Here is a 23,989-nt window from a genome sequence, read left to right on the forward strand (position 1 = left end):
GGCAATATGCCGCCCACCTGCAACTTATCGACGGTTTACCGAAGCGAGTCTTCCAGAGCCAGCGACGCGTCGCTCTTCTCATCCCTGTACTTGATAATCAGGGCGCAGCTCATTTGAAATCCGGACTCCCGGGCCCATGACAGACGTTCTGAAACCGGCCGGGTACCCGAAACCACCACGGCCCGCTCGGGAATGGGCTCCCCTCGCTCCAGAACTCTTTCATTGACACAATCGTACACCGGAACACCCTGTGACAGGACCACCCCCGGAGCGATAACCGCTCCTTTCAAAACCTGAACCCCTTCAACCAGAACCGCGCCGGCACCGACAAATGCACCGTCCTCCACAATTACCGGCGACTGATTCACCGGCTCCAGAACTCCGCCAATCTGTACGCCCGCCGACAAATGCACCTTCTTGCCGATCTGCGCACAGGATCCGACCAGCACATGGGAGTCGATCATAGTTCCTTCATCCACATACGCTCCGATATTCACGTAGGATGGCGGCATGATGATGACCCCGGAGGCAACGTACGAACCGGTGCGCACCGAGGTACCGCCGGGAACCACCCTTACATTTCTGTCCAGGGTGAATTTCTGCGGAAGCAGATTGTGCTTGTCGACAAACGCTTCATGTTCCACCATCTCTCCGGCCTTGAACGCCGAAAGAATTGCCTGCTTTACTTCGGTGTTTGCCTTCCAGGTGCCGTTTTCCTTGTTCGCGCTGCGAACCGTTCCTTTTTCCAGTTCCTGAAGAGTCGTTTTCCAGTCACTCATACACGTTGTTTTCTTTAAGATTTAGATTTCAGTTCACCATCCCGGTGTGTGGCTCCGCAAGTCCGATATACGCCCGGATCACACAGGAGCTGTGACAGCCGCTTCCGGCTGGAACCGGGGATTTACAATTTGTTGATTGCCGGCAATTGAAGCGATTGTCGATCAGCTTACCGAAAGACCGGCATGACTTCTTTTTCCATGCCACTCACGAACCTCTTCGGAGAGTCTGATGAGCCTGTCCAGGGAGTTCATGTCATCGGCATGCAGCGGAAGCTTCACATTGGGGGTTCGGATACGCCCTTCCCTGTGCATAACGGCCTTGGCAGGAACCGGGTTGGGAGCTACGAACAGCTCATTGCTGGTACGTTTCCAGAACGTTCGGTCTTCTTCCGACAATTCGCCTGCAAGGGCCATTTCGGAATAGAGCCTTGTAGCTGCGGGCCAGACATTTCCCGCCACCGATACCACACCGCAGGCGCCATGCGGGGCAAAATCAGGAAGCATGAGGTCATCACCGCTGTAAAGCTGCACATCACCGCAAACCGCTTTGTATTCGCGAAAATCATCCACCGACCCGCTGGCCTCCTTGATCGCCCAGAAATTCTTGTGCGTATGAAGCCGGGACACCGCGTCCAGATGCAGCGCGATACCGGTGCGTTTTGGAATATTGTAGAGCATCACCGGCCGTGTAACCAGATCCAGCAGTGTTTTAAACCAGTGATACTGCCCCTCCGGACCCGGTTTTGAGTATATCGGGGTTACCATCAGATAGGCATCCACCTTTTGTGATTCCAGAAAATAGAGCCACGAGGCCACGCCGGGCAGATGATGTCCGCCCACTCCGACCATGATCGGTATGTCCAGTTTCAGCGATACGGTATATCGAACAATGAGTTTACGCTCTTCCTCATCCAGGTTCAGGGATTCTCCGGTACTGCCGAGGATCAGAACGCCGTTTCCGGCCTCTTCCTGTTCACGCAGGAGTCTTTGAAGGCCTTCAAGGTCAGGGCGCCCCGAATCGGTAAGAGGTGTAATCAGGGCGGTCCAGAGCGGGTTGTTCAAACGGTTATTCACGTGCTTCATTGATTTGCTGTTTAGGAGGAAAAATTCGATTGCCCGGCGGCGGGGCCGGTACGCTTCCAAAGTTTGTCGAGGGCGATCTGCTGGATATCGTACAGTCCGGGCGCCATTTCGTGGCGATCGGCAAGAACCTGCCGGGCGGTCCAGAGCGCGCCTGAGGCAAATATGCTTCGGTTACGGGCCGAGTGTTCCACCGTGATCTCTTCAAAAGGGGTTGAAAGGGTAAGCGAATGTTCGCCGACAACGTCTCCGGTCCGTTCCGAGGTAACCTCTACCGGCTTGGCCAGCCATTCTTTCCAGGCCAGTGCGGTTCCGCTGGGGGCGTCTTTCTTTCGGGTGTGATGGACTTCGTGGATGGCGTATGACCACTCATCGTACAGGGAATCGGCCATGCTCAGGATGCGGATAAGCTCGTGCATGATATTCATGCCCAGGCTGAAATTGTTGGCATGGACCCAGATCAGGCCCTGTTCCCCGAGTTTCTCCGAGAATGCTTGCCGGCCACCCGGCCAGGCGAAACCGGTAGAGCCGGTTACAACGGGAATTTTGGCGGCAAGCAGTTCCGGAATAGCTGCTACAAATGGGTCTCCGGGAAGAAAACAGATGGCAATATCGTGTCCGGCAAGTTTCGATGCTTCGGGCGGGTTGTCAATATCATAGACCGTGACCTGGATTTCCTTTTTTCCATGGGCCAGCTTCAGTACTTCGCCACCGGTCCGTCCGGCGCCGACCAAAGCGATGTTCATCTGCATGATTACAATTGCATTTCAGATTCAGGCGGAGCAGCCGGGAAAAAGATTACGCACAGGCCGCAAGGTTTCACTGCAGGCAGCAGAACTCATCCGGTTGATCCGCCGATTACAAACGATACAAGAGAGGGGCCACTTGGAAAATCGGCTGCTCGACAAGAAGGGCAAAAGAAGTGGTTCGCTGCATGCCGGCGAATTCACTCCCAAAGCACTCCACGATCAGCATTTGAATACACTTCGTGACAGTCCCGGGGATTCAGCCCACGGTCCCAACACACCGGAAGGCCACTCTCCCGGGATGTTTCGGCAAATGCCCCCTGGCCATCGGTCACTGGCAAAAACTGGCGCCTTGCGATAGTTACCTGGCATCTGCTCCTCTTCAGGTTTTTGATAAACTTAGCAAGAATTGCCGTCAACTCAAAACAAAAAACGCTTGTGTCACTACCAAAAATGGTTATTATAAAGCAGGTTACCTTGACGATAAGAATGGCAATTACCACTCGTTACCCGCAGTCGAATACAAGATGGAGCGGGTGGACGGCATGAATTTCGGAAGCCCGTTATACTTTCAAATAAAGAGCAGGAACCCGGGACCTCCTCGCGCTGAAACGGACCCGCAATTGCAGATACTGTTCAGATGAACATTGCAGAAACCAGAAAACTGAAGGATTTTATCGAAACAAAGCGGGCTGTTCTGCTGACCGACCTTTTATTCGATCTGCAGCAAGAGTCGCCCGGTTTCGATTGGGATAATTATCTCTCCTTCTACATGGGCCACCTAAACGAGTCGCTTTCTTCCAATAACACGGCTGTTTTTTCAAAATTCCTGAGCTGGTCGCGATCGGTCGGCCGGCACCATTCCATCAAGGCACTGGAAGCAGACACCATCACGAAGAAGCTTGCCGCACTTTCGGGCAGACATCTTCCCCGTGAATGGCAGGAGGAGTTTATCCGTTTTCTGGAAGAGAGCCGGTTCAGGTCGGAAAAAGCGGAGCCGGAGGCACAGTCGTTTCTGGAGGTCGATTCCGGGCTGGAATCGCTCGCTTCGGAGTATTTTGAAACCCTGATCAGCGGTGACCGAAACAAGGCCTCAAAACTGGTGATGGATGCTGTTGCCGGAGGGGTACCCGTCAAAGACATCTATCTGAAGGTCTTCCAGCCGGGATTGTGGGAGCTTGGACGACTTTGGCAAATGAACCGGATTTCGGTTGGTCAGGAGCATTTTTTTACTGCGGCCACCCAGATGATCATCTCCAGATTATATCCGAAAATATTCAGCACCGAGAGAAACGGAAAGCGGATGATGGCTACAGCAGTGGGTGGAGAACTGCACGAAATCGGCATCCGTATGGTCTCCGATTTTTTCGAGATGGATGGATGGGACACCTACTATATCGGTGCCAACTGTCCGGCCGATGAATTGCTCGAAGAGCTTCAGAAACAGAGACCCGACCTTCTGGGCGTTTCCGTTACCCTGGGTTCGCATATTGGAACGGCCCATAATCTCATCCGGCAGATTCGTGATGTTCCGGAGCTAAGCGGACTAAAAATCCTGATTGGTGGCCGTGCTTCCCTGGACCACCCGGATCTTTTTTCCAACATGGAGGCCGACGGATTTGCCCTCGATGCGGAAAGTGCGGTTACCACGGCAAACGAGGTCACGGGATCATGAAAGAAAGCGACAAAAATAAATCACAGAAAAAAATAAAAACAGTGGGAACCGGACGTATTCGCCTCACAGACGATCCGTATTACAACAAAATCGCTCACCTGAACAATGAGCTGGCCAACATTCAGCGCAGCCTTGCCAAGAGCCGATTCGAGCTGGAAGAGAAAAACAAAAAGCTCGAAGAACAGCATGAAGAATTGTCCCACCTCAACCATCTGAAGAATGAAATGTTGGGCATGGCGGCACATGACCTGAGAAATCCGCTGTCCACCATCATGGCACTCAGTGAGCTGCTTCTCGAGGACGATGCCGATGAGTTGAATGAGTCGCAGAAAGAGTTCATCGGGGAAATACGCACCTCCAGTGCATTCATGCTCAAGCTGGTCAACGATATGCTTGACCTTTCGCAAATAGAATCGGGCTCCATCAACATGGAGCTGCAAACCGTTGATCTTGAGAAGATGCTGAAGCGTTCCGTGAAACTGCACAACATGATGTCCGCACGAAAAAAAATCAGAATCGGCTTCACCAACACCATTTCACCGGAAATTGACGGGAACACCAATGGAACTGCCTTGTTGATTCAGGCAGATCCCGGAAAGCTGGAGCAGGCAATCAACAATCTCCTGGGGAATGCCATCAAGTTTTCACCGGAAGATACTGCCATTGAAGTACAAACCGAGCAATGTGCGACACCGGGCAGCCATGCCGACGGTCGAAATTATGATGCCGGTGACATTCTGATCCATATACGGGACAAGGGACCGGGGATATCACCCGACAACCAAAAAAAGCTGTTCAAACCTTTTACCCGGATAGCAACCGAATCCGGTCACTCTGGCAAAGGTACCGGGCTGGGCCTGGCTATCACCCGCCGTATCATAGATGCACACGGATGGAGTATTCATCTGGATAGTGAGGTCGGCCGGGGTTCGGTGTTCACGATCCGGATACCGGTTCAAAAGCGGGTGCAATCACATTCGCGATGATGATGCGTCAGGAGCATGACACTCCCGGAGATCTGGTCAAGACCTCGTCCGGCGGCCTGGCGCTGATGTCGCTTGCCTCGCTTGTGGTCTATGCCGGCCTTGCCTGGGTACTCGTCCGTTTTTTTCATGATGCACCGCCCGCCGCTATGTTTCAGCATGGATTTCCATGGCCGGTTCAGCTTGTCGTTGGCGCGACACTCGGAGTTCTTGCGGCATTGGTTATCTCCCGGATCATGTTCCGGACAGCGTTTTCTTCCATTCTGAAGGATTACGCCATCGTGCAAATGCTTTCCGAAATGCGCCTTTCGCGTTTTGACCGACTTCAGATATCTCTGTTTGCGGGTGCGGGAGAAGAGTTGCTGTTTCGCGGCGCCATCCAGCCGTTGCTCGGCATCTGGGTCACCTCGTTCCTTTTTGTTGCCCTGCACGGATACTTCCGGTTCCACTCCATCCGGCATGTGCTTTTCGGTGTGATTTTCTTTGCCCTGAGTGTGGGGCTTGGCTGGCTGTTTCAGTGGGCCGGACTCCTTGCGGCCATGGCTGCCCACGCCGCTTACGATTATGTGATGCTTGTTTCCGGTGAGCGGTATTCTTTTGGCCGGGACCGTGAGGATGTCTCCCCGGCAGAGCCCGTATCCTGAAAATCTTTTTGCGGCAAAGTGAAACCGCGGGTCGAAGCCTGTACCAGCAAAAGACCGTGTTCCGGGTTCGGTTACTGCTCCAGGTTTGAGCGCAACGTCTCAAGCGGACTGTTTCCCAGCATTCCCCGCATATTCAGGAAACCCACAAAAAGGGTCAGGGCAATGACAACTGCAGAGGCAACGACCAGAGCAAGCAGATCAGGGACAAAAGCCAGATCGAAATAAAACCAGGCCAGCAGCCATCCGGCCGCAAACGCGAGAAGGAGTCCGGCCAGGCAGGCCAGCGCGCCCAGCCAGAAATACTCAACAAACTGTATCCCCCGGATCTGGTACCGCGAGGCGCCGAGCGTGCGCAGGAGCACCGATTCGCGTATCCGCTGGAACCGGCTGATGGCAATGGCGCTGGCCAGGACAATGAGTCCGGTGAGAATGGTGAACAGCGCCATGAACTGCACGGCCATCGCGATTTTACCGAGGAACGTCTGCACACTCTCAAGCACCAGTCCGATGTCGATCGCCGAAACATTTGGATGGGACCTGACCACCTCCTGCTGCATTCGATGGGTGGCGGCCTCGTCCGGTGCACGGAGCGTCATGGCATGGAACTGTGGTGCCGGTTCCAGCACACCGGCGGGAAACAGCAGGAAAAAATTGGGCTGGGGCCGCTGGAAATCGACATCCCGGATGGAAGCGATGTACGTATCCACCGGAACGCCCTGAACATCGAACCGGAGGGTGTCGCCCAGGCCGCTGCTCAGATCATCCGCCAGGCGGTAATCCATCGAGACCGGCACGATTTCACCAGACCCGATGCCCGCGGATCGACCGATCCACTCACCTTCCAGCAAGGTTTCCGCTTCATTCAGGGATTCCCGGTAGGTGACGCGGTATTCGCGAGTCAGGGCCCAGCTGCTCTGTTGCCGTGTGGTATCCTCCCGGATCTCTCTCACCGGCCGGCCGTTCAGGTGTGTCAGCCGCATGGAAACGATCGGTACGTTTTCGATGACATCCACCCCGTTTTGTTCCGCGATCGAAACGATATCCTCAATCTGATCCTGCTGGATGTCATAAAAGACCAGGTTGGGCTGACCATCGCCGCCGGTTTGCAGCTCGATGCGCTGAAGGATCATCTCCTGAGAAAGGTACATCGAGCCGATGAGCAGCATTCCCATGCCTAGTGTTGTAACCAGAACGGACGTTTGATTGTTGGGCCGGAACATATTGGCGATTCCCTGGCGCCAGATATAGGAAAAAGAGCGCAGGCGTAGCATTCTGGCCAGGTGCACAAACAGGGTCGAAGTACCGAGGAGCAGTGCCATGGCTACAACTAGTCCGATCACAAAAACCGCAGCGGCGACAAAACTTTCCAGTAAAAGTCCCAGAATGGTGGTAAGAGTCACAATTATACCGGCCGAAACCGCTGCTTTGGTCCGTTTCCCAACATGGGCCAGCGGCGAGAAATCGGTTGCGCGGATGGTTAACAGCGGCGGGATGTTGTTGATGCTCAACAGCGGCAGCAGCGACAGGACGAAACTGACCGCCACCCCCGTAACAAACCCGAGTGCCACAGCGGACAGCGACACCTGCTGCATCAATTCAAACGGAAGGAAATCTGTGAACAGCATCGGCAGAAAACGCTGTGCCACCATGCCGAGCCCCACACCGATCAGGCTGCCTGCCAATCCGATACCCGCCACTTGTATCCCGAATATCTGGAGGGTTTGTCGTGATGAGGCGCCGAGGCACCGCAACGTGGCAACCGTCGCGCTTTTCCGCTTGATGTACACGTAAATAGCGCTCGCCACCCCCAGGGCTCCCAGCATCAGGGCGATAAAACCCACCATCCCCAGAAAACGGACCAGGTTGTCGATCACCATTGCAAAATCATTTTTCCGGGATGCGACGGTTGTGACAGTAAGCATGCTTTCAGGTTCCCGTTCGCGAAATGCCGAAGCCAGGTGCTCCAGTTCCGCTTCCGATTGCAAATCCTCACGCCCGTCATCAAAAGCAAACCAGGTGGTGTACTGAACCCGGCTGCCCCGGTCCAGAAGTTCGGTACCGGCAACCACGCTTCGGGGCACCACCACTCTCGGACCGATCAGAGAAAAGACGGCCGATTCGCCCGGAAACTCCAGCAATACGCCGGATATAGGCATCCATTCGTTACCTACACGAATGGAATCCCCCACCTGAAGGCCGAACTGATTCATCGCCGGGCGATCCACCAGTGCCGAGCGCTCCGCCTGATACCGGGCCGCGGCATCGGGAGGCTCGGTTTTCATCTCACCGTAAAATGGAAACTGACCCTCAATGGCCCGTATCTGTGATAAGCGAGTGGATTCCGCGCCACGAGATTCCCCGGGTCGATAAAGCACCATAGAGGAAAACGAAAGCGCATGAGCCTGGCTTCCTCCCACCGAGTCCACCATCTCCTGAAGCCGATCACCGAAGGGTTCGGTGCGGCTGATTTCCATATCCGCTCCCAGCAGCTCCTTGGCCTGATCGTTCACCGTCAGCATCACGTCGCTTCGAAACGACAATATGGCCACCAGCGCCGCAACCCCGGCCACGATTCCGCCACAATAGAGCAGCAGGCTTCGATACTGTGCCCGGGCGTCACGCCAGGCGGTCTTCATGCTGAACAGATCGGGCAGCAGATTCATCGCAACTCCTCCTGCTGACGGACTATCGCATCAGAATTCTGAAGCACAGAGGGCGCTTCCTCGGAGTGACCTTCGGTATGGGTATCCGATGCCACTTTGCCTCCCTTCAGGCGGATGATGCGGCCACACTTCCCGGCCAGCTCCGGATCGTGGGTGACAATCACAAGGGTGGTTCCCTCCTTTCGGTTCAGATCGAAAAGAATCTCTTCTATCTGCGCACCGGTCTCCGAATCCAGGTTACCGGTAGGTTCATCAGCAAACAGAATATCGGGTTTGTGGATAAATGCCCGTGCGATTCCAACCCGTTGCTGCTCCCCGCCCGACAGCTGCGACGGGTAATGATGCATGCGTCCGGCCAGGCCTACCTCATCCAGCAACCGTTCGGCCTCCCGGGCCACCTGCGCATACGAGGCGCCACGCAGTTCTACCGGCACCATCACATTTTCGAGGGCCGTAAGTGTGGGAATAAGTTGAAACGACTGGAAAATAAAGCCAATGTGACGGTTGCGGATGACGGCCAGCCGGTCTTCGTCCATCTGGTGAAGCGCATGCTCGCCGAGCAGGATTTCTCCGGAAGTGGGACGATCGAGTCCGGCACAAAGGCCTAACAAGGTGGTCTTGCCGCTGCCGGAGGGACCGATAACCGCGCAGGTTACACCCTGGCCGATTTCAAAAGATACACGGTCAAGAACCGTCAGGGGTTGATCTCCGCTGTTATAGGTTTTGGTCAGTTCATGGACTCGAAGCATGGAAGTGGTGTTAGATAGCATTGTGATTCCGGGAGATTAACGGGCCGGGCGGTAATGCCCTGGTAGTGATTCGCTGTGAATTGGTGATGCCCGGGACGACACCCGACATCGCAGATAGATTCGACATTCTAAACTTAATCTGTTATAAAATCGTTGACGTTTCTTACATTAATTACGTGTATGGCTCTGAGTCGCCTTCCATTCCGGGCTGCAGGCGAATTAAAACCACACGGCAACAAAACCCCGTATAACGGCCCGAGCCCAACCAACGGCTGAACGTTCAAGACGACACGAAACACAACGATGCACCTCCGTATACTCATATTCTTCCTGTTTGGTTTCCCCTTACTTGCATTTTCTCACACCCCGGCTGCCGGTGCGAGCGTCGACAGGCCCGCAGACTCGACCATTACCGTACTCTTTTTCGGAGACAGCATCACGGCGGGTTACGGACTGGACGTGGATCAGGCGTTTCCCGCGATACTCGAGAAGATGGCCCGGGATGAAGGATTCGCCCTGGAAGCTGTGAACGCCGGTGTGAGTGGTGAAACCTCCGCCGGCGGACTTCGCAGAGTGGGCTGGATCCTGCAGCGGCCATTTGACCTGTTCGTTCTTGAACTCGGGGGAAATGACGCCCTTAGGGGAATCGATCCGGATCATACCCGCGACAATCTGGCACAGATCATCGACAAGGTACTGGAGGAGCGGCCGGAGAGCAAAATTTTACTTGCCGGTATGGAGGCCCCTCCCAATATGGGCAACGACTACCGGCAGGCTTTTCGCCAGCTGTATGTTGATCTGGCCGAATCCCGGCCGGTCAGCTTTATGCCGTTCATCCTGGAGGATGTCGCCGGTGAACCGGAACTGAACCTTCCCGACGGCATCCACCCCACCCCCGAAGGACACCGGATCATCGCCGGAAACCTGTGGGAGGTTTTGAAACCCGTACTTGAGGAGCTCATGCCATGACAAAACGCTTTGAGCCGGAATTTCGATACATCGGTTGGAGTTCGGGTGTCTCAATCGGGCGCAAAATTTTCCTGACCCTGGAATTCCTCCTGCTGTTTCTTGCCGTGCCGGCACTGATTTTCTACGACGTTATGCCGTTTTCCAAAATCGGTGTTTTGCTGGCGTTCACGGTTTTTTGTGCGTTTATCCTTTGGCGAGACGGCCGGTTCAACCGCAAGAAACTCTGGAACACCAAAGGGGTTCGTAAAGCAAGCCGCAATATCTTCATCCGATTCATCCCGGCGGCGGTCTTTCTGACTGTCATCATTCTCATGCTCGAACCGGATCAGCTGTTCAATATGGTTCGCAATGACTTCAACAACTGGCTGTTCGTGGTCATCGCCTACCCGCTGTTTTCCGTCTATCCGCAGGAGGTCATCTACCGCGGTTTTGTATTTCACCGCTACGAACCCCTCTTTCCGAAACAGCGGTTCATGATCCATGTCAACGCTCTGAGCTTCGGTTACCTGCATATCATCTTCGGAAACTACCCGGCCATTTTTCTGACCTACGGGGCCGGCTACCTGTTCGCCCGCACCTACGCCGAAACCAAATCCCTGCTGGCTGTATCGCTGGAGCATGCCCTTTACGGCGTGCTGATTTTCACCATCGGTTTCAACGATTACTTCCTGAATTCGGTGGTTCTGGATCTGAACCTGTTTTTCAAATAGCCGAGCCCTTTGCATAATTGCTTTTCAACCCGGTAACGTTATGGCCAAACTGAAACTTGACCTCCACGACATCTTCAACAAAGGCGAGCGGATCGATTCCGAACTGGAACGGATCATCGACGAGGCCGTCGAAAAAAAGATCAAAACGGTCGAGATCATCCCCGGCAAGGGAAGCGGCCAGTTGAAAAAACGGGTTCTGAAATTTCTGGAACGCCCCGATATCAAGTCGCGCTACCACCGCATCGACAAGGACAGCAAGAACCACGGCCGGCTTTTTGTCTATTTCAAGAAGTGAACGCCGCCTCGAGCAACAGGCAAAATCTCTTGTTTTTCGGTGGACTGTAAAGTAGGTTGCCTTGAGAGTCGCCTAATTGCCCCCTCCCACTCAGCGTATCACCGCCATGAAAACCGTGATTCTCTCTCTGGCACTTCTATTGACTCTGTTGTTCCAGCCCCTTTCACTTCAGGCACAACACTCATCCTCATTCGACCTGGAAGCCTACAAGAGTTTCCTGGAGCAACACCGCAATATTTCCTTCAGTGAGCTCGAAGCCCTGTACCCCGCCGATGAACTGCTGCGGGAAGCTCCCGTCACCTTCAGCCGCGCCCTCTATGCCGACACCGTCGTTCAGCACTATCGGCTGAACGACCAGGAAATCGAGCTCCTTGAGCGGAACAGCTTCGTTGTAACCGACCGTATCCGCTACAAAAGTTTCGGTGAAGCCTTCTTCACCATCTACAAACGCGATCTGCCGGTCTATCTCTCCAGTGACGCGATCCTTCACGCGTTGCATATGTCGTACTCCGAAATATTAATTAATCTGGAACTGCAGGAACTGAAACCCCGCCTCCGCGACCTGCTTGACGGACTGCACCGGGAGCTTCCGTCACTGGATGATCAGTACGGCGGCGACCCGCTCATGCGGCGAAGCCTGATGGACCTGGACCTCTACCTCGCCATCCCGCGCCTGCTGCTGGGCGACAGCGCGACTCCTTTTTATTCCGAGAACGAGAGCGAGATCGAATCCCTGATGGGACTGGTGGATGCCCAAAATGCGACTCGCTATCCGCTGTTCTCTCCGGTGGACATTCCCAGAGATATCGATTTCAGTCAGTTCACTCCCAGGGGGCATTACACCCAAAATGAGCGCCTCACCCGCTATTTTCAGGCGATGATATGGCTCGGGCGTTCGGAGTTCTACCTGATTCCGCCTGAATCGGGTGATTATAACCATCTGACCGAAGATCAACGCAACCGGCTTGGCCAGCGCCAGACCATCAACGCCTATCTGCTGGCCGAAGCGCTTGAAACCCGTGCTCTTGCCGGGCCGCTCAATGAGATGGAAAGGATCCTCACCTTCCTGATCGGAGAATCCGATAATGTCACTGTGCCTCATCTGATCGAACTCAGGTCGGAGTCCGGCTTTGCCGATGCCGGCTCCCTGGCCGATATGGACACCTATCTCACATTCCGGCAGAATCTCGAAAACAAGCCGTACGCGTCACAGCGCATTCTGTCGCAGATTCTCAAGACCGATCCCTCCTCCCCCGACAAGATCGAGCCGGCATCCGCTTTCTTGCTTTTGGGTCAGCGGTTTATCATCGACTCCTTTGTGATGGCCAATGTTGTCTACGACCATGTCAGGAACCCCAACCGCATGCTTCCGAAAAGTGCGGATGTGCTGTTCGCGCTGGGGAATAACGATGCGTTGCTGGTGCTAAAAGATGAACTGGAAGAGTACAGGTATGAGGAAAATCTCCTGGCCCTTCGTTACCTGATCGATCAATACGACTCCGAGTTCTGGAATTCCTCGTTCTTCAATTTGTGGCTCAATGGCATCCGTACGCTGAATCCCGACAGACAACAGGCTTCTGCCGGAATAACCAGAAATCAGCTGCCCCTGTTCATGCAGACCGAGGCCTGGAGCCGGAAGAATATGAATACCCAGCTGGCATCCTGGGCACAGCTGCGCCATGACAATCTGTTGTACGGCAAGCAATCTTACAGCGGCGGACCGGTATGCGAGTACCCTCACACCTACGTCGAACCGGTGCCGTACTTCTTCCGTGCGATGGGCCACCTGGCTGTGACCGCGCAGACCTCCTTTGACAACATCCTGGACGGCAGCCATGCACAGACCAGAGTCTCACGCTATTTTGAGTCGTTCGCTGAAATCATGAACAAACTGGCCGTCATTGCCCGGAAACAGCTGGACGGCGTCGATACCACGTCAGAAGAGAAAGCCTTTCTGCAGAACATGCTGCACGAATCGGATATGTGCGGCGTGGAGCTGACCGGCTGGTACAAGGATCTGTATTTTACGGGAGATGTGGGTGCACTTGAACAAGACTATGTTGTGGCGGATGTGCACACCTCTCCCTACAGCGAATCCGGAAGCAGAGTCGGATGGGTCAAGCACGTCGGTACGGGTCCGCTGAACCTGGCCGTACTCAGTGCGGAACTGGGTGACGGCAACACCTATGCGTTCGTGGGACCGGTTATGAGCTTTTACTCGCATGTAACCGTTGATTTCCAGCGTCTCACCGATGAAGAGTGGGTGCAGATGTTTGAAGATGAGCCGGCGCTCAGGCCGGAATTTATAAACACCTATCTGTTTGATTCCGGCACCTTCTTTTATGATCACCGCCACCATGTCGTTTCGGCCGGACAGGAGGAGGCCCGGAACAATCAGCCGGAAGCCCCGGGATCGCTGGAATTACGGCAAAATTATCCGAACCCGTTCAACAACACGACCAATATCGCATTCCGGATACCGGCTTCGCTGTCCAATGCCCCGGTCAAGCTAACCGTATATAATGTCCAGGGCCAGCTGGTGCACACCCTCCTGAACCGACCGATGCCGGCCGGAAACTACACCGTCCGCTGGGAGGCAAACGTGGCAAGCGGCACATATTACTACCGGCTGGAAGTGGCCGATCAGGTCAGGTCCGGTAGCATGACGCTTATTAAATGAATGTATGCCCGCATAAACCATTATCGCCGGGATGAAATGTTCGGAGGCTGAAGACAACTCAGTTAGCTCATTGCCAACCACCATAAACGAGAAAACGGTCTTTAAGAGGTCATGGTGATGCCCCTGAACAGGCTGATAAAAAACTGGTTAGTCTCTTGTGCTGAAATCAATTGCTTAATCCCGGGTATTAAAAAAAAGTCTGGCTCCTGCTTGTGATGCCTCCGGGTCTTTAGCCAGAATCACCGGGTTAATAGCTCCGAGCGGACGTATCAGCAACCCTTTGGTAGTTCCGTCCAATAAACGCTGCATCACTGGCCGTGACAGGGTTATGCTGGTTTTTCCGCCGGGCGTTTCATTCAGGGCAAGATCAATAATCATCTGCGTATTAAACACTTCGGCATACGGAAGCCCCTGTGTTAGCCTGTTGTAGCTGAGTGTTTCGGTATCCCAGTCAGCTTCACCGCCCAAAATTTCAATTACGCGAATTTTGCCAAACTCCACTCCGAGATCTTCCCCGTAAGCTTCCACATATCTGCCGCCCCGGGATACCGAATGCGTCGTCACTTCCAATATACCCGCACCTTCGGCTTCAGCACCGGCATGATCCCCGAAATCCCAGCGTAAAACAGCCCATTGGCTGGCATAGACCGACAGCACACGGGTATCCCCTGTCTTCCAGTTACTGAAATTAACCTCCGGAAAATCCAGGTTGATTAATCCGTCATGCGTTACCGGCAGCTTATGGGCAAAGGTATCCAGATCCGGAACCGGCGGGTGGTACTTCAGCGGTTCGCCCGCATCGGGACCGGCTTCGTCTACATACACGATATCGGCGCGATAATAATCCAGGTCAACGTGGTAGGTGTCCGGTCCCCAGTCGGTAACGCCGAGTTGAACAAACAGGGAATCATCGGGTCCGGCATCCAGGTCTTTGGTGGTAAAACCTATGGTGTGCCAGTTGGTATTATCCGGTATATCATGCTCGATAAGCTGGCGATAGAAATCCGTGGTGCGATCCGTATTTATCATGAAATTTAGCCTTCTCGGGGCATGACTGACCCTCACCCTTGCCTCCACTCGCAACTCATAACCCGGCTTTGAAAGCAGGCTCAGATCCAGGTCATCTGAAATATCCCGTTTGATCACGGCCCACCAGACGTTAAAGCGATCTTCGGTGGCATCCACACTGATGCGGGCAAATCCATCCTTCTGAACAAAATCCATGGATGCATCACCATCTCCGGTAAAGAAAAACCACCCTTCTATATCATGCCGGTCAAATTCATCCAGAAACTGTGCGTGGCAGACACAGGGCACCATCATCACAAAAAAAAGAACTATCCGTAAGGCCGATTTTGAAAAGTTTATTTTCATAAGAATGTCCGGGATTATATTTCAGATTCTGCTGGTTCTTCAACTCGGGTATTTGCATGCTACGGGAGATAGGGTATTATCAGATAGCTAACGGCCGCCATCGTATCCCATCAAAATACATTGCAATTTAATCGGGTTACTCTACCGTAATTTTTGCTGCCCAGTCACGGACAGAACGCTGTCCGCCTTCCGGGAATCCGGGAAGGGTAAGCATACCGCTTGAATCGGCAGTTATGCTAACGGCTTCGTGCCACTGGCCCGTCATGGTATCGAACCACCGGAACGTGTATTTGGTGCCGGCTGTGAAATTGTGGAGTACCGGCAATTCGGACTCGTTCTCAAAATACAGCATGGCCAGGTTTTTGTCTTCGGTACGCATCATGTAGGCCCAGCCGTCCAGCCCGTCTTCGGGAGCGTCGGATGCTTTGCCCGGTTCCATATCGTTCCGGGCAAGTTTCAGCTGCTGATACCGATCTCCTTCTGAAAGCATAAAGAGTTCCAGATGGCGCATGTAACCGGCTGATTCGTATTGAAAAGCATCCCATACATGCGGACGTGCACCGTCGGGTTCACCGGTCGTGGTAATATCATAGGCCGCGGTTCCGTGTACATGGCCCGACAATCCCCCGGATAGCACCGAGCCGTACATTTGTGCACGCGCAAAATAGTTATCCCGGTCGGAATTTGCAGGCGGACGCTCTCCTCCCGGCATATTGATTTCATGATGCCATCCCGTGTAATACGGTTCGAAATTGATGGTCGGGTATGGAGGGTCCAGATTGAAAATCGTTTCCATGGTGTACTTGACCCGGTGATCTCTTGGTTTGTTGCCTACGCTGTGCATGGTCAGCCACGGGGCCTCCTCGGCATGGCCAAAGGCTTCGTAGGTGGTACTGTCGATAAGAACCGTCACCGGTTGCGCAAAAGGCATGGGACCGTACGTTTCCAGATGATAGGTCAGCGCTTCGTTGAACTGATCGGCGGTGAGGCTGAAATCGTCGGGGATCCAGTCGAGGTGCAGCACACTGTATACAAAATTATGCGCCCCGTACCGGGATGCCAGATACTGCACAAACCGTGCAAAGGTTTCGTTAAAATCAAAGTAGGCATCCCAGGAAGGCCCCACATCACGCCGAATGGTTTCCAGCAGGGGCACAAATCCCTGTTCGGCAAGGTAGTCCATTTTTTTATCAAGGCTTTGAAAGTACTCGGGATTGATTTTGTTGAAATCCGACACACCATCGTACTCCTCTGACATGGCAAACGGGAGATGTCCATATTCATCCCTCATGCTTTTGGCGGTAAAGGTGCCCCAATACGCGTCGCCGCCGGAGGCATCCACACCCGGTCCGTCGGCGACATCATAGCCGAATTTTTCCCAGGCGTTACGGATATAGATCCCGTTCTCATCCGCATGGGTGCTTGGGTTCAGGTCGGCATCCCAGTTGGGGAAAGCGGCGATCATACTCACAGAGTTAAAACCCTGATTTTTCCGGTAGATCACCGCGTCTTCAAAGCCCATGCCGGGTCCGGGTACATAATCATCAGAAGTGGCCGCATTCCGGAACGGCAGCCGCCATGTGGCACCGGCCAGCCAGGTATCCCCCACCATAAAATACGGGGTGCCGTCGGCGTATTGCAGAGCGTGCCCGTTGGGTGTAGGCCGCAAAAAACCGCGCCGGGTCGGGTTTTCCCGTTTCTCCCTTTCGGTCCATGCCCGCGCCGAAAACGAACCGGACTGACCGTTCAGCCCCTCGTCTCCGGGATGATTGGAGCCGCTCGTCCAGTGCCAAATACCGGGTTCGGTAGCTGTGACCCGCACCCGGAAGGTGTTGCCTCCATCCCAGAAACCGTAAACTCGTTTGGAGAAACCGGGACCTTCGAGCTCTACCCAACACGTGACATCCGTGTAATAATTATCGTATTCATTAGCAGCGGTCAGTGTAATCTCTTTTATTTCCCAAACACCCATATCGGCATCCTGTGCTTGCAATGACATGGCAAACACCAAGAAAAACAGAACCAACGCTGATTTGATCCGGACTGCAGGTTTCATATCCAACTCCGTTTTTTGTGTTGTCTATTACATGCCGGCAACATACGGATTTTAAGGATACTCTCGGCAGTCGATCCGATGGTCAATTGGGCGAAAGCAGTAGTCCTGTCCCCGGCGCGGACTCCCGACAGAGCGCGAAATCCCGACAGAGCGCGGGTGTCCGTTACGCGATAAATTCTGTTACCGCCTCACCAGTTCCACCGACTCCCCTTCCCGCAAGGTGATATCATATTCATACGCCCGGTCCGGCGAAAAATCCGGCTCTTCCCGGGAATGAATCAGTGGGGGCAAAATATCAGGATTCGCATAAAACGGATTCGGGTTTTCGCCCTCAGCTTCCGCAATTCCGTTGCCCTGCAGCGGTACCGCCGAACGCACCCGCAAATGTCCACCGATTTTTGAAGTAATTGACGCCGAGCTCACTTCACCGTCCCGCCATTCGACATCCACTTCAAAACCGCCCCGGGCCCGCAGCCCCTTCACATGGCCGTCAGCCCATTTTTCGGGCAGCGCCGGGAGCAGGTGAATAGCCTGATCATGACTTTGGACCAGCATTTCGGCTATTCCGGAAGTCGTCCCGAAGTTACCGTCAATCTGAAATGGCGGATGGGAGCCGAACAGATTGGGGTAGGTTCCGCCGGATTCCGCAAAACCGTCCTCCAGAGTTGGCGTTAATTGATCGGTGATCAGTTTCAAGGCGCGATCACCATCCAGCAAACGGGCCCACAGATTGATTTTCCAAGCCATGGACCACCCGGTCGACTCATCCCCCCGGGCATCCAGAGAGGTTTTAACAGCAGAGAACAGCTCCGGGTTTTGGTATAGTGAAATCTGATTTGACGGGAAAAGTCCATACAGGTGCGAGACATGACGGTGGGAATCATTCGGATCATCCCAGTCGTACATCCACTCCTGCAATTGTCCCCAGCTCCCGACCTGCATCGGCGCTAGCCGCGGCAGCAACGTTTTAAGGCTGTCGGCGTACTCATGGTCCATATCCAGAATGGATGAGGCCGAAATCACATTTGAAAAAACATCAAAGAGCAGCTGGTTGTCCATGGTTGCGCCGCAGGCGATGGAGGTATTGTCCCTATGGGCGTTTTCCGGTGATTTGGACGGGCAAATCACCAGCCAGTTGTTTTCCGGTTCCTCCACCAGGATATCCTTGTAAAACAGGGACGCGCCTTTCAGAATCGGATATACTTCGCGCAGGAACGCCTCATCACCGCTGAACATGTATCGATACCACAGATGCTGACTCAGCCAGGCACCGCCGCTCGGCCACAAGCCATAAAAAGCGCCATCCACAATTCCGGAGATTCTCCAGATGTCCGTGTTGTGATGGGCCATCCAGCCCCTGGCATTATAAAGCCGGGAGGCTGACTCCTGTCCGGTTTCCGAAAGATCCCTTATCAGGCCGATCATAGGCTCATGCATTTCCGACAAATTGGTTACCTCGGCGGGCCAGTAATTCATCTGCGCATTGATGTTGATGGTGTATTTGCTGTCCCATGCCGGTTGAAGCTGGTCGTTCCAGATGCCCTGCAAATTGGCCGGCTGCGTACCGGGCCGGGAACTTGATATGAGCAAATACCTTCCGTATTGGAACAGCAGTGCGGCCAGTTGCGGATCATATCCTTCCGAAAACTCTTCCAGACGAACATCCGTGGGCTTTTGCACAGCCTCGCTGCTCCCGACGTACAGATCAACCCGATCGAACATGGAGGCGAACTTGTCGATATGCGCATTCTTCATGGGTTCAAACTCCTTGTGCCAGGCACCGTCCAGCCGGGATTGCGCCCGCCGGGTGGCATCCCCCGAAAGATCATTATAGCTGTTGAAGTTGGTTCCCGTGCTTACGAAAATCACCACCTCATCCGCATCCGAAATAACCAGCTCGTCATCGGCAACTTCCAGCGCTCCACCGGAGACCTTCGGTTTGGCAATCGCAGTAAATGCAACACGCCCTTGTTTGTTTTCATGATCACCGGATGTGCCGGTCAGATGAATCGCGTTGTCTTTGGCAGTGATATTGTGTCTCTCATGAGGGCTGTCCATACCAAGGGAAAATGACAACGCGCCGGGTTGATCCGCCGTAAGCCGGACCAGAATAACATCATCCGCAAAAGACGAAAACACTTCCCGCTTGAATGAAATGCCGTTCCGGGTATAAGATACCGTGGATATCGCCTCGGAGATATCGAGCGTTCGCTTGTAGTTCTCTGCCGGTGACTGATCCGCAAACGTGATGTTCAGATTGCCAACGGTCTGATACATCATGCCGTGATTTGAGCCCTCTTTTGCTTCAAACGGCAGGACACTGCTTGCCAGGTTCTGGGCTTCGGTATGCTCTCCGTCAAAGATCAGTTGCCTGATTTGGGGGAAATACGCTTTAATATCGTCGACAATGTTGTTTCCGGGTTCACCGGCCCAAACCGTATCGTCATTCAGCTGGATCACTTCCTGGTCAACCCCACCGTAAACCATGGCTCCGAGCCTTCCGTTGCCAACAGGCAGTGCCTGCACCCACATTTCCGCAGGCTGATCGTACCACAACAACATGGGGTTTCCGGAATTATGATCACGTTTCCCGGTGTGATCACTGCATGAGATCAGGACGAAAGCAATCGCCGCAATCATCAGAGTTACAGGAATATTCAATTTGGACATTTCGCTAGCAGTTACATGATGAAAGGATTCGGTTCTGGCAGCTTGTGGTGTGCTTTTTCTTTACCGGAACAGCAATTGGGAAAACAGGTACAAATCATTCCGCCAGACATAAAAATCATGATCTCCGGGCTCCAGATAGTAAATATGGTTTACATCGTTGGCCGCAAGATACTCATGAGTGCGGACGGTAACATGCAGCAGGCCATCCTCTTCGCCGCATGAAAGCCAGAGAAGATTGAGCTTGTCATTCAGCTTTACGGGTTCGGGAGCCAGTTCTTCTCCCACCCTGGTATTGGGTGCCGGTGAAAATGCACCGACCCACGAAAAGGTGTCGAGGTTTCCCAGACCGAAATTCAGTGATTGTCCGCCGCCCATCGAGAGACCCGCCAGTGCGCGATGCTGACGGTCGGAGTAAACCGGATAGGTTTCCTCAATAAACGGGATCAGGTCATCCAGCAGATCCCGCTCGAAATCGGAAAATGCCTGCACCCGCTCGGGCGCGAAAATATTCTCACCGGGGCGGTCGTCCTTCATGGCTCTGCCGTTCGGCAGCACGACAATCATCGGTGCCAGCTTTCCTTCATGGTACAGGTTATCAAAAATGACTTCCGGCCTGCCATGATCCAGCCACTCCCGTTCATCACCGCCGATCCCGTGCAGCAGATACAGCACAGGATACCGGTTCTCTTCCGAGTAGCCGGGCGGGGTGTAAATGTTCGCAGTTCTCTTTGTTCCAACCGTACTGGAGTAATACTCAATGGTCTGAACCTCACCGCGGTCGATGTTTTCTCTTTTCTCATCAAACCCCGGTGGCGCTTGCTCTATGGCATCCTGCCCGTTTGCGGCAACAGTAAGGCAAAGGCAGGGAATCAATAATCCTAGAAATAGTCTCATTTTCCTAATTTATTAGATGTGAAGGAAATGGTTGCCGGATACAAAGCAGGAGGAAGTGCTGAGTGTCCGTATCTAAAAATTCTCAAAGCAACATAATAATTGATTTCATATAATAGAAGTGTAATTTTTACACATAATACCGTGAGGTTGCTAAAGCATCCTTTCGAGTGTATGTTCATAAATGACATTTCCATGTGAACAGCAACCGGCAATAGTATTCAATGCCTGTAAATCAGCTGAAGCGAAAAGTTGGATCCCTCATTGACTTATAGGCATCTCCAGTATTCACATCCGCCTAATCCTCCTCCAAAAAGGTGCCCTTATGAAGACCCTATCACAAATCACCACTCTGATGTTACTGCCTCTGCTTCTGGTGATGTTTGCGTCCTGTACCGCAGATCAATCGCAAGAGCAGGCCCAATTTGAATACCCGTTTCAGAATCCGGCTCTGGATTTTGATGAACGGGCGGAAGACCTGCTTTCCCGCCTGACCCTGGAGGAAAAAGTCTCGTTGATGTTCGATCAGTCTCCGCCAATTCCCCGTCTGGGCATTGAAACGTTTAACTGGTGGAGTGAAGCGCTGCACGGCTATGCTTTCGTTGACAGCGTAACCGTTTTCCCTCAGCCAATCGGTATGGCGGCATCATTCAACGATGATCTTGTTTTTGAAATTTTTAATGCTACTTCGGACGAAGCCCGGGCAAAATATCATCAGGCACGCCGAAGAGGTGAGGAAAACCGGCGTTTTTTGAGCCTCTCCGTATGGACACCCAATGTGAATATTTTTCGTGACCCGCGATGGGGCCGCGGACAGGAAACGTACGGCGAAGATCCCTACCTCATGACCCGCATGGGCGTACAGGTGGTAAAAGGCTTGCAGGGGCCCGAAGATGCAAAGTACAGGAAACTGCTCGCCGCGGCCAAACATTTTGCGGTCCACTCCGGACCGGAATGGAGTCGTCATGAGCTTAACGTAACCAACGTGGACAAACGCCTGCTTTATGAAACCTATCTGCCGGCGTTTAAAGCGCTTGTAGAAGATGCCGATGTGCGACAGGTGATGTGTGCATACCAGCGCCTGGAGGACGAGCCCTGTTGCAGCAATGACAGACTTTTGCAACGCATATTACGCGATGACTGGGGCTTCGAGCACCTTGTTGTTGTGGATTGCGATGGCATTACTGACTTCTATACCACTCATGGCGTCTCATCAAGTCCGATGCATGCATCCGCCAGGGCCGTGATGGCAGGAGCCGACCTGGAGTGCAAGTGGGAAGACCATAACTACCAGCTTCTGCCTGAGGCCGTGGAGCTGGGACTTGTGCGTGAGGAGGATATCGACCGAAGCGTATTGCGGATTTTGAGAGGCCGTTTCGAACTGGGCGAGTTTGATGATGACTCCATTGTTCCCTGGGCTCAAATCCCGGAATCCGTGATTACCAGCGAAGAACATCGCGCACTGTCGCACAAAATGTCACGGCAAACCATGACCCTCCTTCACAACAAAAACGATATCCTCCCGCTGGACAAAAACAACATCGAGAATCTGGCTGTTATCGGACCCAATGCCAATGACGATGAAGTTCTGTGGGGTAACTACAACGGCGTACCTATCAGTACCATCACCATTCTGGATGGGATCACATCCATGGTGCCTGAAGAGAATGTATTCTATGATCAAGCGATAGATCTTGTTGATGATCAGCTCACCAGCAGCTACATCCCCCGACTGACAGCAGATGGACGGCCGGGTTTTAAAGCAACGTACTGGAATGATCCCAATTGGGAAGGGGATCCGGTCATTACTCAACAAATCACCCGTTCGTTGCAGCTTACAACGGCAGGGCAGCATGAATTTGCACCCGGGGTAAGACTCGAAGGATTCTCGGCTGTCTACGAGGGTGAGTTTACACCGGAAGCCACCGAAGAGTTGGTGTTTAAAGGCGGAGCAACCGGATTTTTTGAAGTTTCGGTAAATGGAGAGGTGATTGAAAGCTACACAAACTGGAGAACCCTTATCACACGCATTCCATACACGTTTGAAGCCGGTAATTCCTATGACATCCGGATTCGCTATGCCCAGCGTGAAGACTGGCAGGCTAATATCGATTTGGAGTTCGGAAGAGAAGAAGATGTCGACTATGACATCATTGTCGAAAGACTGGCCGGTATCGACACGGTAATTGTTGCCGGCGGACTTTCCACGCGCCTGGAAGGCGAGGAAATGCCGGTTGACTTCCCCGGCTTCAAAGGCGGTGACCGAACCGACATCGAGCTTCCCGCAGTACAGCGCAACCTCTTGCGCGCACTGAATGATGCCGGAAAAACCGTGATCTATGTAAACCTTTCAGGATCCACCATTGCCTTTGAACCGGAACTGGAAACCACCGACGCGATCCTGCAGGCCTGGTACGGCGGTGAAACCGGTGGGTTGGCAATTGCGGAAGTTCTGTTTGGGGAGGTAAATCCATCCGGTAAATTGCCCGTCACGTTTTATGGAAACTCGGACAATCTCGGGGACATTGAAGATTACACCATGGATAACCGGACCTACCGCTATACCGATGAGTACCTGTTTCCTTTCGGATTCGGTTTGAGTTACACGGAGTTTGAAATTGGCACTGCGAAACTGTCCAAAACAGCGATCCGCACCGACGAATCGACAAGTATCACGGTGCCTGTGAAAAATGCGGGGGATCGTGACGGCACCGAAGTGGTTCAGATTTACATACGGAAGGTCGGCGATGATGACGGTCCGATCAGAACGCTCAGAGGGTTCCAGCGAGTGGAACTATCAGCGGGATCGGAACAAAACGTGACCATTGATCTGCCACCCTCCACCTTTGAGTTTTTCAACCGGGATCGCCGGAAAATGGATGTTAGCCCGGGTGAGTATGTGGTGTATTACGGAAACAGTTCCGCTGCGCAGGATCTGCAGGCGCTGCGTATCGAACTCAGAGACTAAGCTTGCGTAATCATCCACGGCAAGCGTGAATCGCACAATAGCAGCATCAAATCGTTT

Annotated in this window: 17 protein-coding genes and 1 riboswitch; of the genes, 8 read left to right on the plus strand and 9 right to left on the minus strand. The window is 53.4% G+C overall.

The annotated features are described in order from the left end of the window. Positions 1–35: 35 nt before the first annotated feature. From QA596_10010 to QA596_10020, 3 genes are all read right to left on the minus strand, one after another. Positions 36–779 (minus strand): 2,3,4,5-tetrahydropyridine-2,6-dicarboxylate N-succinyltransferase, encoded by a 744-nt coding sequence (locus QA596_10010; protein MDG5767800.1) that lies wholly within the window; start codon positions 777–779, stop codon positions 36–38. Positions 780–941: 162 nt separating this feature from the next. After that, positions 942–1,862: a 4-hydroxy-tetrahydrodipicolinate synthase gene (gene dapA / locus QA596_10015; GenBank protein MDG5767801.1), complete on the minus strand. Its 921-nt coding sequence runs from the start codon at positions 1,860–1,862 to the stop codon at positions 942–944. Positions 1,863–1,873: 11 nt separating this feature from the next. Then, entirely contained in the window at positions 1,874–2,605 is a 732-nt protein-coding gene (locus tag QA596_10020; GenBank protein ID MDG5767802.1) for a dihydrodipicolinate reductase C-terminal domain-containing protein, read from the minus strand. Positions 2,606–2,806: 201 nt separating this feature from the next. Continuing rightward, positions 2,807–2,996, minus strand: a riboswitch (Lysine riboswitch). A 249-nt stretch (positions 2,997–3,245) separates the two neighbouring features. Between QA596_10020 and QA596_10025 the strand changes: the two genes are divergently transcribed. Genes QA596_10025 through QA596_10035 form a run of 3 tightly spaced genes read left to right on the plus strand, consistent with a single transcriptional unit; the run spans position 3,246 to position 5,907 of the window. Further along, positions 3,246–4,280: a cobalamin-dependent protein gene (locus QA596_10025; GenBank protein ID MDG5767803.1), complete on the plus strand. Its 1,035-nt coding sequence runs from the start codon at positions 3,246–3,248 to the stop codon at positions 4,278–4,280. Then, the gene (locus QA596_10030) at positions 4,277–5,266 is read left to right on the plus strand and encodes a HAMP domain-containing sensor histidine kinase (GenBank protein MDG5767804.1); all 990 of its coding nucleotides are present in this window, start codon (positions 4,277–4,279) and stop codon (positions 5,264–5,266) included. Before QA596_10025 ends, QA596_10030 begins: the two co-directional genes overlap by 4 nt. Continuing rightward, positions 5,263–5,907: a CPBP family intramembrane metalloprotease gene (locus tag QA596_10035; protein ID MDG5767805.1), complete on the plus strand. Its 645-nt coding sequence runs from the start codon at positions 5,263–5,265 to the stop codon at positions 5,905–5,907. The genes QA596_10030 and QA596_10035 overlap by 4 nt, the downstream gene beginning before the upstream one ends. A 71-nt stretch (positions 5,908–5,978) precedes the next feature. Here QA596_10035 and QA596_10040 read toward each other — a convergent pair whose 3' ends face one another. Beyond that, the gene (locus QA596_10040; GenBank protein MDG5767806.1) at positions 5,979–8,570 is read right to left on the minus strand and encodes an ABC transporter permease; all 2,592 of its coding nucleotides are present in this window, start codon (positions 8,568–8,570) and stop codon (positions 5,979–5,981) included. Then, the gene (locus QA596_10045) at positions 8,567–9,340 is read right to left on the minus strand and encodes an ABC transporter ATP-binding protein (GenBank protein ID MDG5767807.1); all 774 of its coding nucleotides are present in this window, start codon (positions 9,338–9,340) and stop codon (positions 8,567–8,569) included. The genes QA596_10040 and QA596_10045 overlap by 4 nt, the downstream gene beginning before the upstream one ends. Before the next feature lie 282 nt (positions 9,341–9,622). On the opposite strand from QA596_10045, the gene QA596_10050 reads away from it, so the two are divergent. The 4 genes from QA596_10050 to QA596_10065 all read left to right on the plus strand — a co-directional run bounded on the left by QA596_10050 (position 9,623) and on the right by QA596_10065 (position 13,973). Continuing rightward, the gene (locus QA596_10050) at positions 9,623–10,288 is read left to right on the plus strand and encodes an arylesterase (GenBank protein MDG5767808.1); all 666 of its coding nucleotides are present in this window, start codon (positions 9,623–9,625) and stop codon (positions 10,286–10,288) included. Further along, the gene (locus tag QA596_10055) at positions 10,285–10,998 is read left to right on the plus strand and encodes a CPBP family intramembrane metalloprotease (GenBank protein MDG5767809.1); all 714 of its coding nucleotides are present in this window, start codon (positions 10,285–10,287) and stop codon (positions 10,996–10,998) included. Before QA596_10050 ends, QA596_10055 begins: the two co-directional genes overlap by 4 nt. A 40-nt stretch (positions 10,999–11,038) precedes the next feature. Continuing rightward, positions 11,039–11,293 (plus strand): Smr/MutS family protein, encoded by a 255-nt coding sequence (locus QA596_10060; GenBank protein MDG5767810.1) that lies wholly within the window; start codon positions 11,039–11,041, stop codon positions 11,291–11,293. 106 nt (positions 11,294–11,399) lie between these two features. Then, entirely contained in the window at positions 11,400–13,973 is a 2,574-nt protein-coding gene (locus QA596_10065) for a DUF3160 domain-containing protein (protein ID MDG5767811.1), read from the plus strand. 174 nt (positions 13,974–14,147) lie between these two features. Here QA596_10065 and QA596_10070 read toward each other — a convergent pair whose 3' ends face one another. The 4 genes from QA596_10070 to QA596_10085 form a co-directional block, all read right to left on the minus strand. Beyond that, positions 14,148–15,347 (minus strand): hypothetical protein, encoded by a 1,200-nt coding sequence (locus QA596_10070; protein MDG5767812.1) that lies wholly within the window; start codon positions 15,345–15,347, stop codon positions 14,148–14,150. A gap of 136 nt (positions 15,348–15,483) precedes the next feature. Beyond that, on the minus strand, positions 15,484–17,403 hold the full coding sequence (locus tag QA596_10075; protein MDG5767813.1) for a DUF5060 domain-containing protein: 1,920 nt from the start codon (positions 17,401–17,403) through the stop codon (positions 15,484–15,486). Between the two features lie 180 nt (positions 17,404–17,583). Further along, a complete protein-coding gene (locus tag QA596_10080; protein MDG5767814.1) occupies positions 17,584–20,073 on the minus strand; it encodes a glycoside hydrolase family 95 protein in 2,490 nt (829 codons plus the stop codon). A 60-nt stretch (positions 20,074–20,133) separates the two neighbouring features. Next, a complete protein-coding gene (locus QA596_10085) occupies positions 20,134–20,967 on the minus strand; it encodes an alpha/beta hydrolase-fold protein (protein MDG5767815.1) in 834 nt (277 codons plus the stop codon). A gap of 322 nt (positions 20,968–21,289) precedes the next feature. On the opposite strand from QA596_10085, the gene QA596_10090 reads away from it, so the two are divergent. Further along, positions 21,290–23,932 carry a glycoside hydrolase family 3 C-terminal domain-containing protein gene (locus QA596_10090; GenBank protein MDG5767816.1) on the plus strand — a complete coding sequence of 881 codons (2,643 nt, stop codon included), beginning with the start codon at positions 21,290–21,292 and terminating at the stop codon, positions 23,930–23,932. Positions 23,933–23,989: the final 57 nt, after the last annotated feature.

It is taken from the genome of Balneolales bacterium ANBcel1 (genome assembly GCA_029688905.1).
Lineage (GTDB): Bacteria > Bacteroidota > Rhodothermia > Balneolales > Natronogracilivirgulaceae > SLLW01.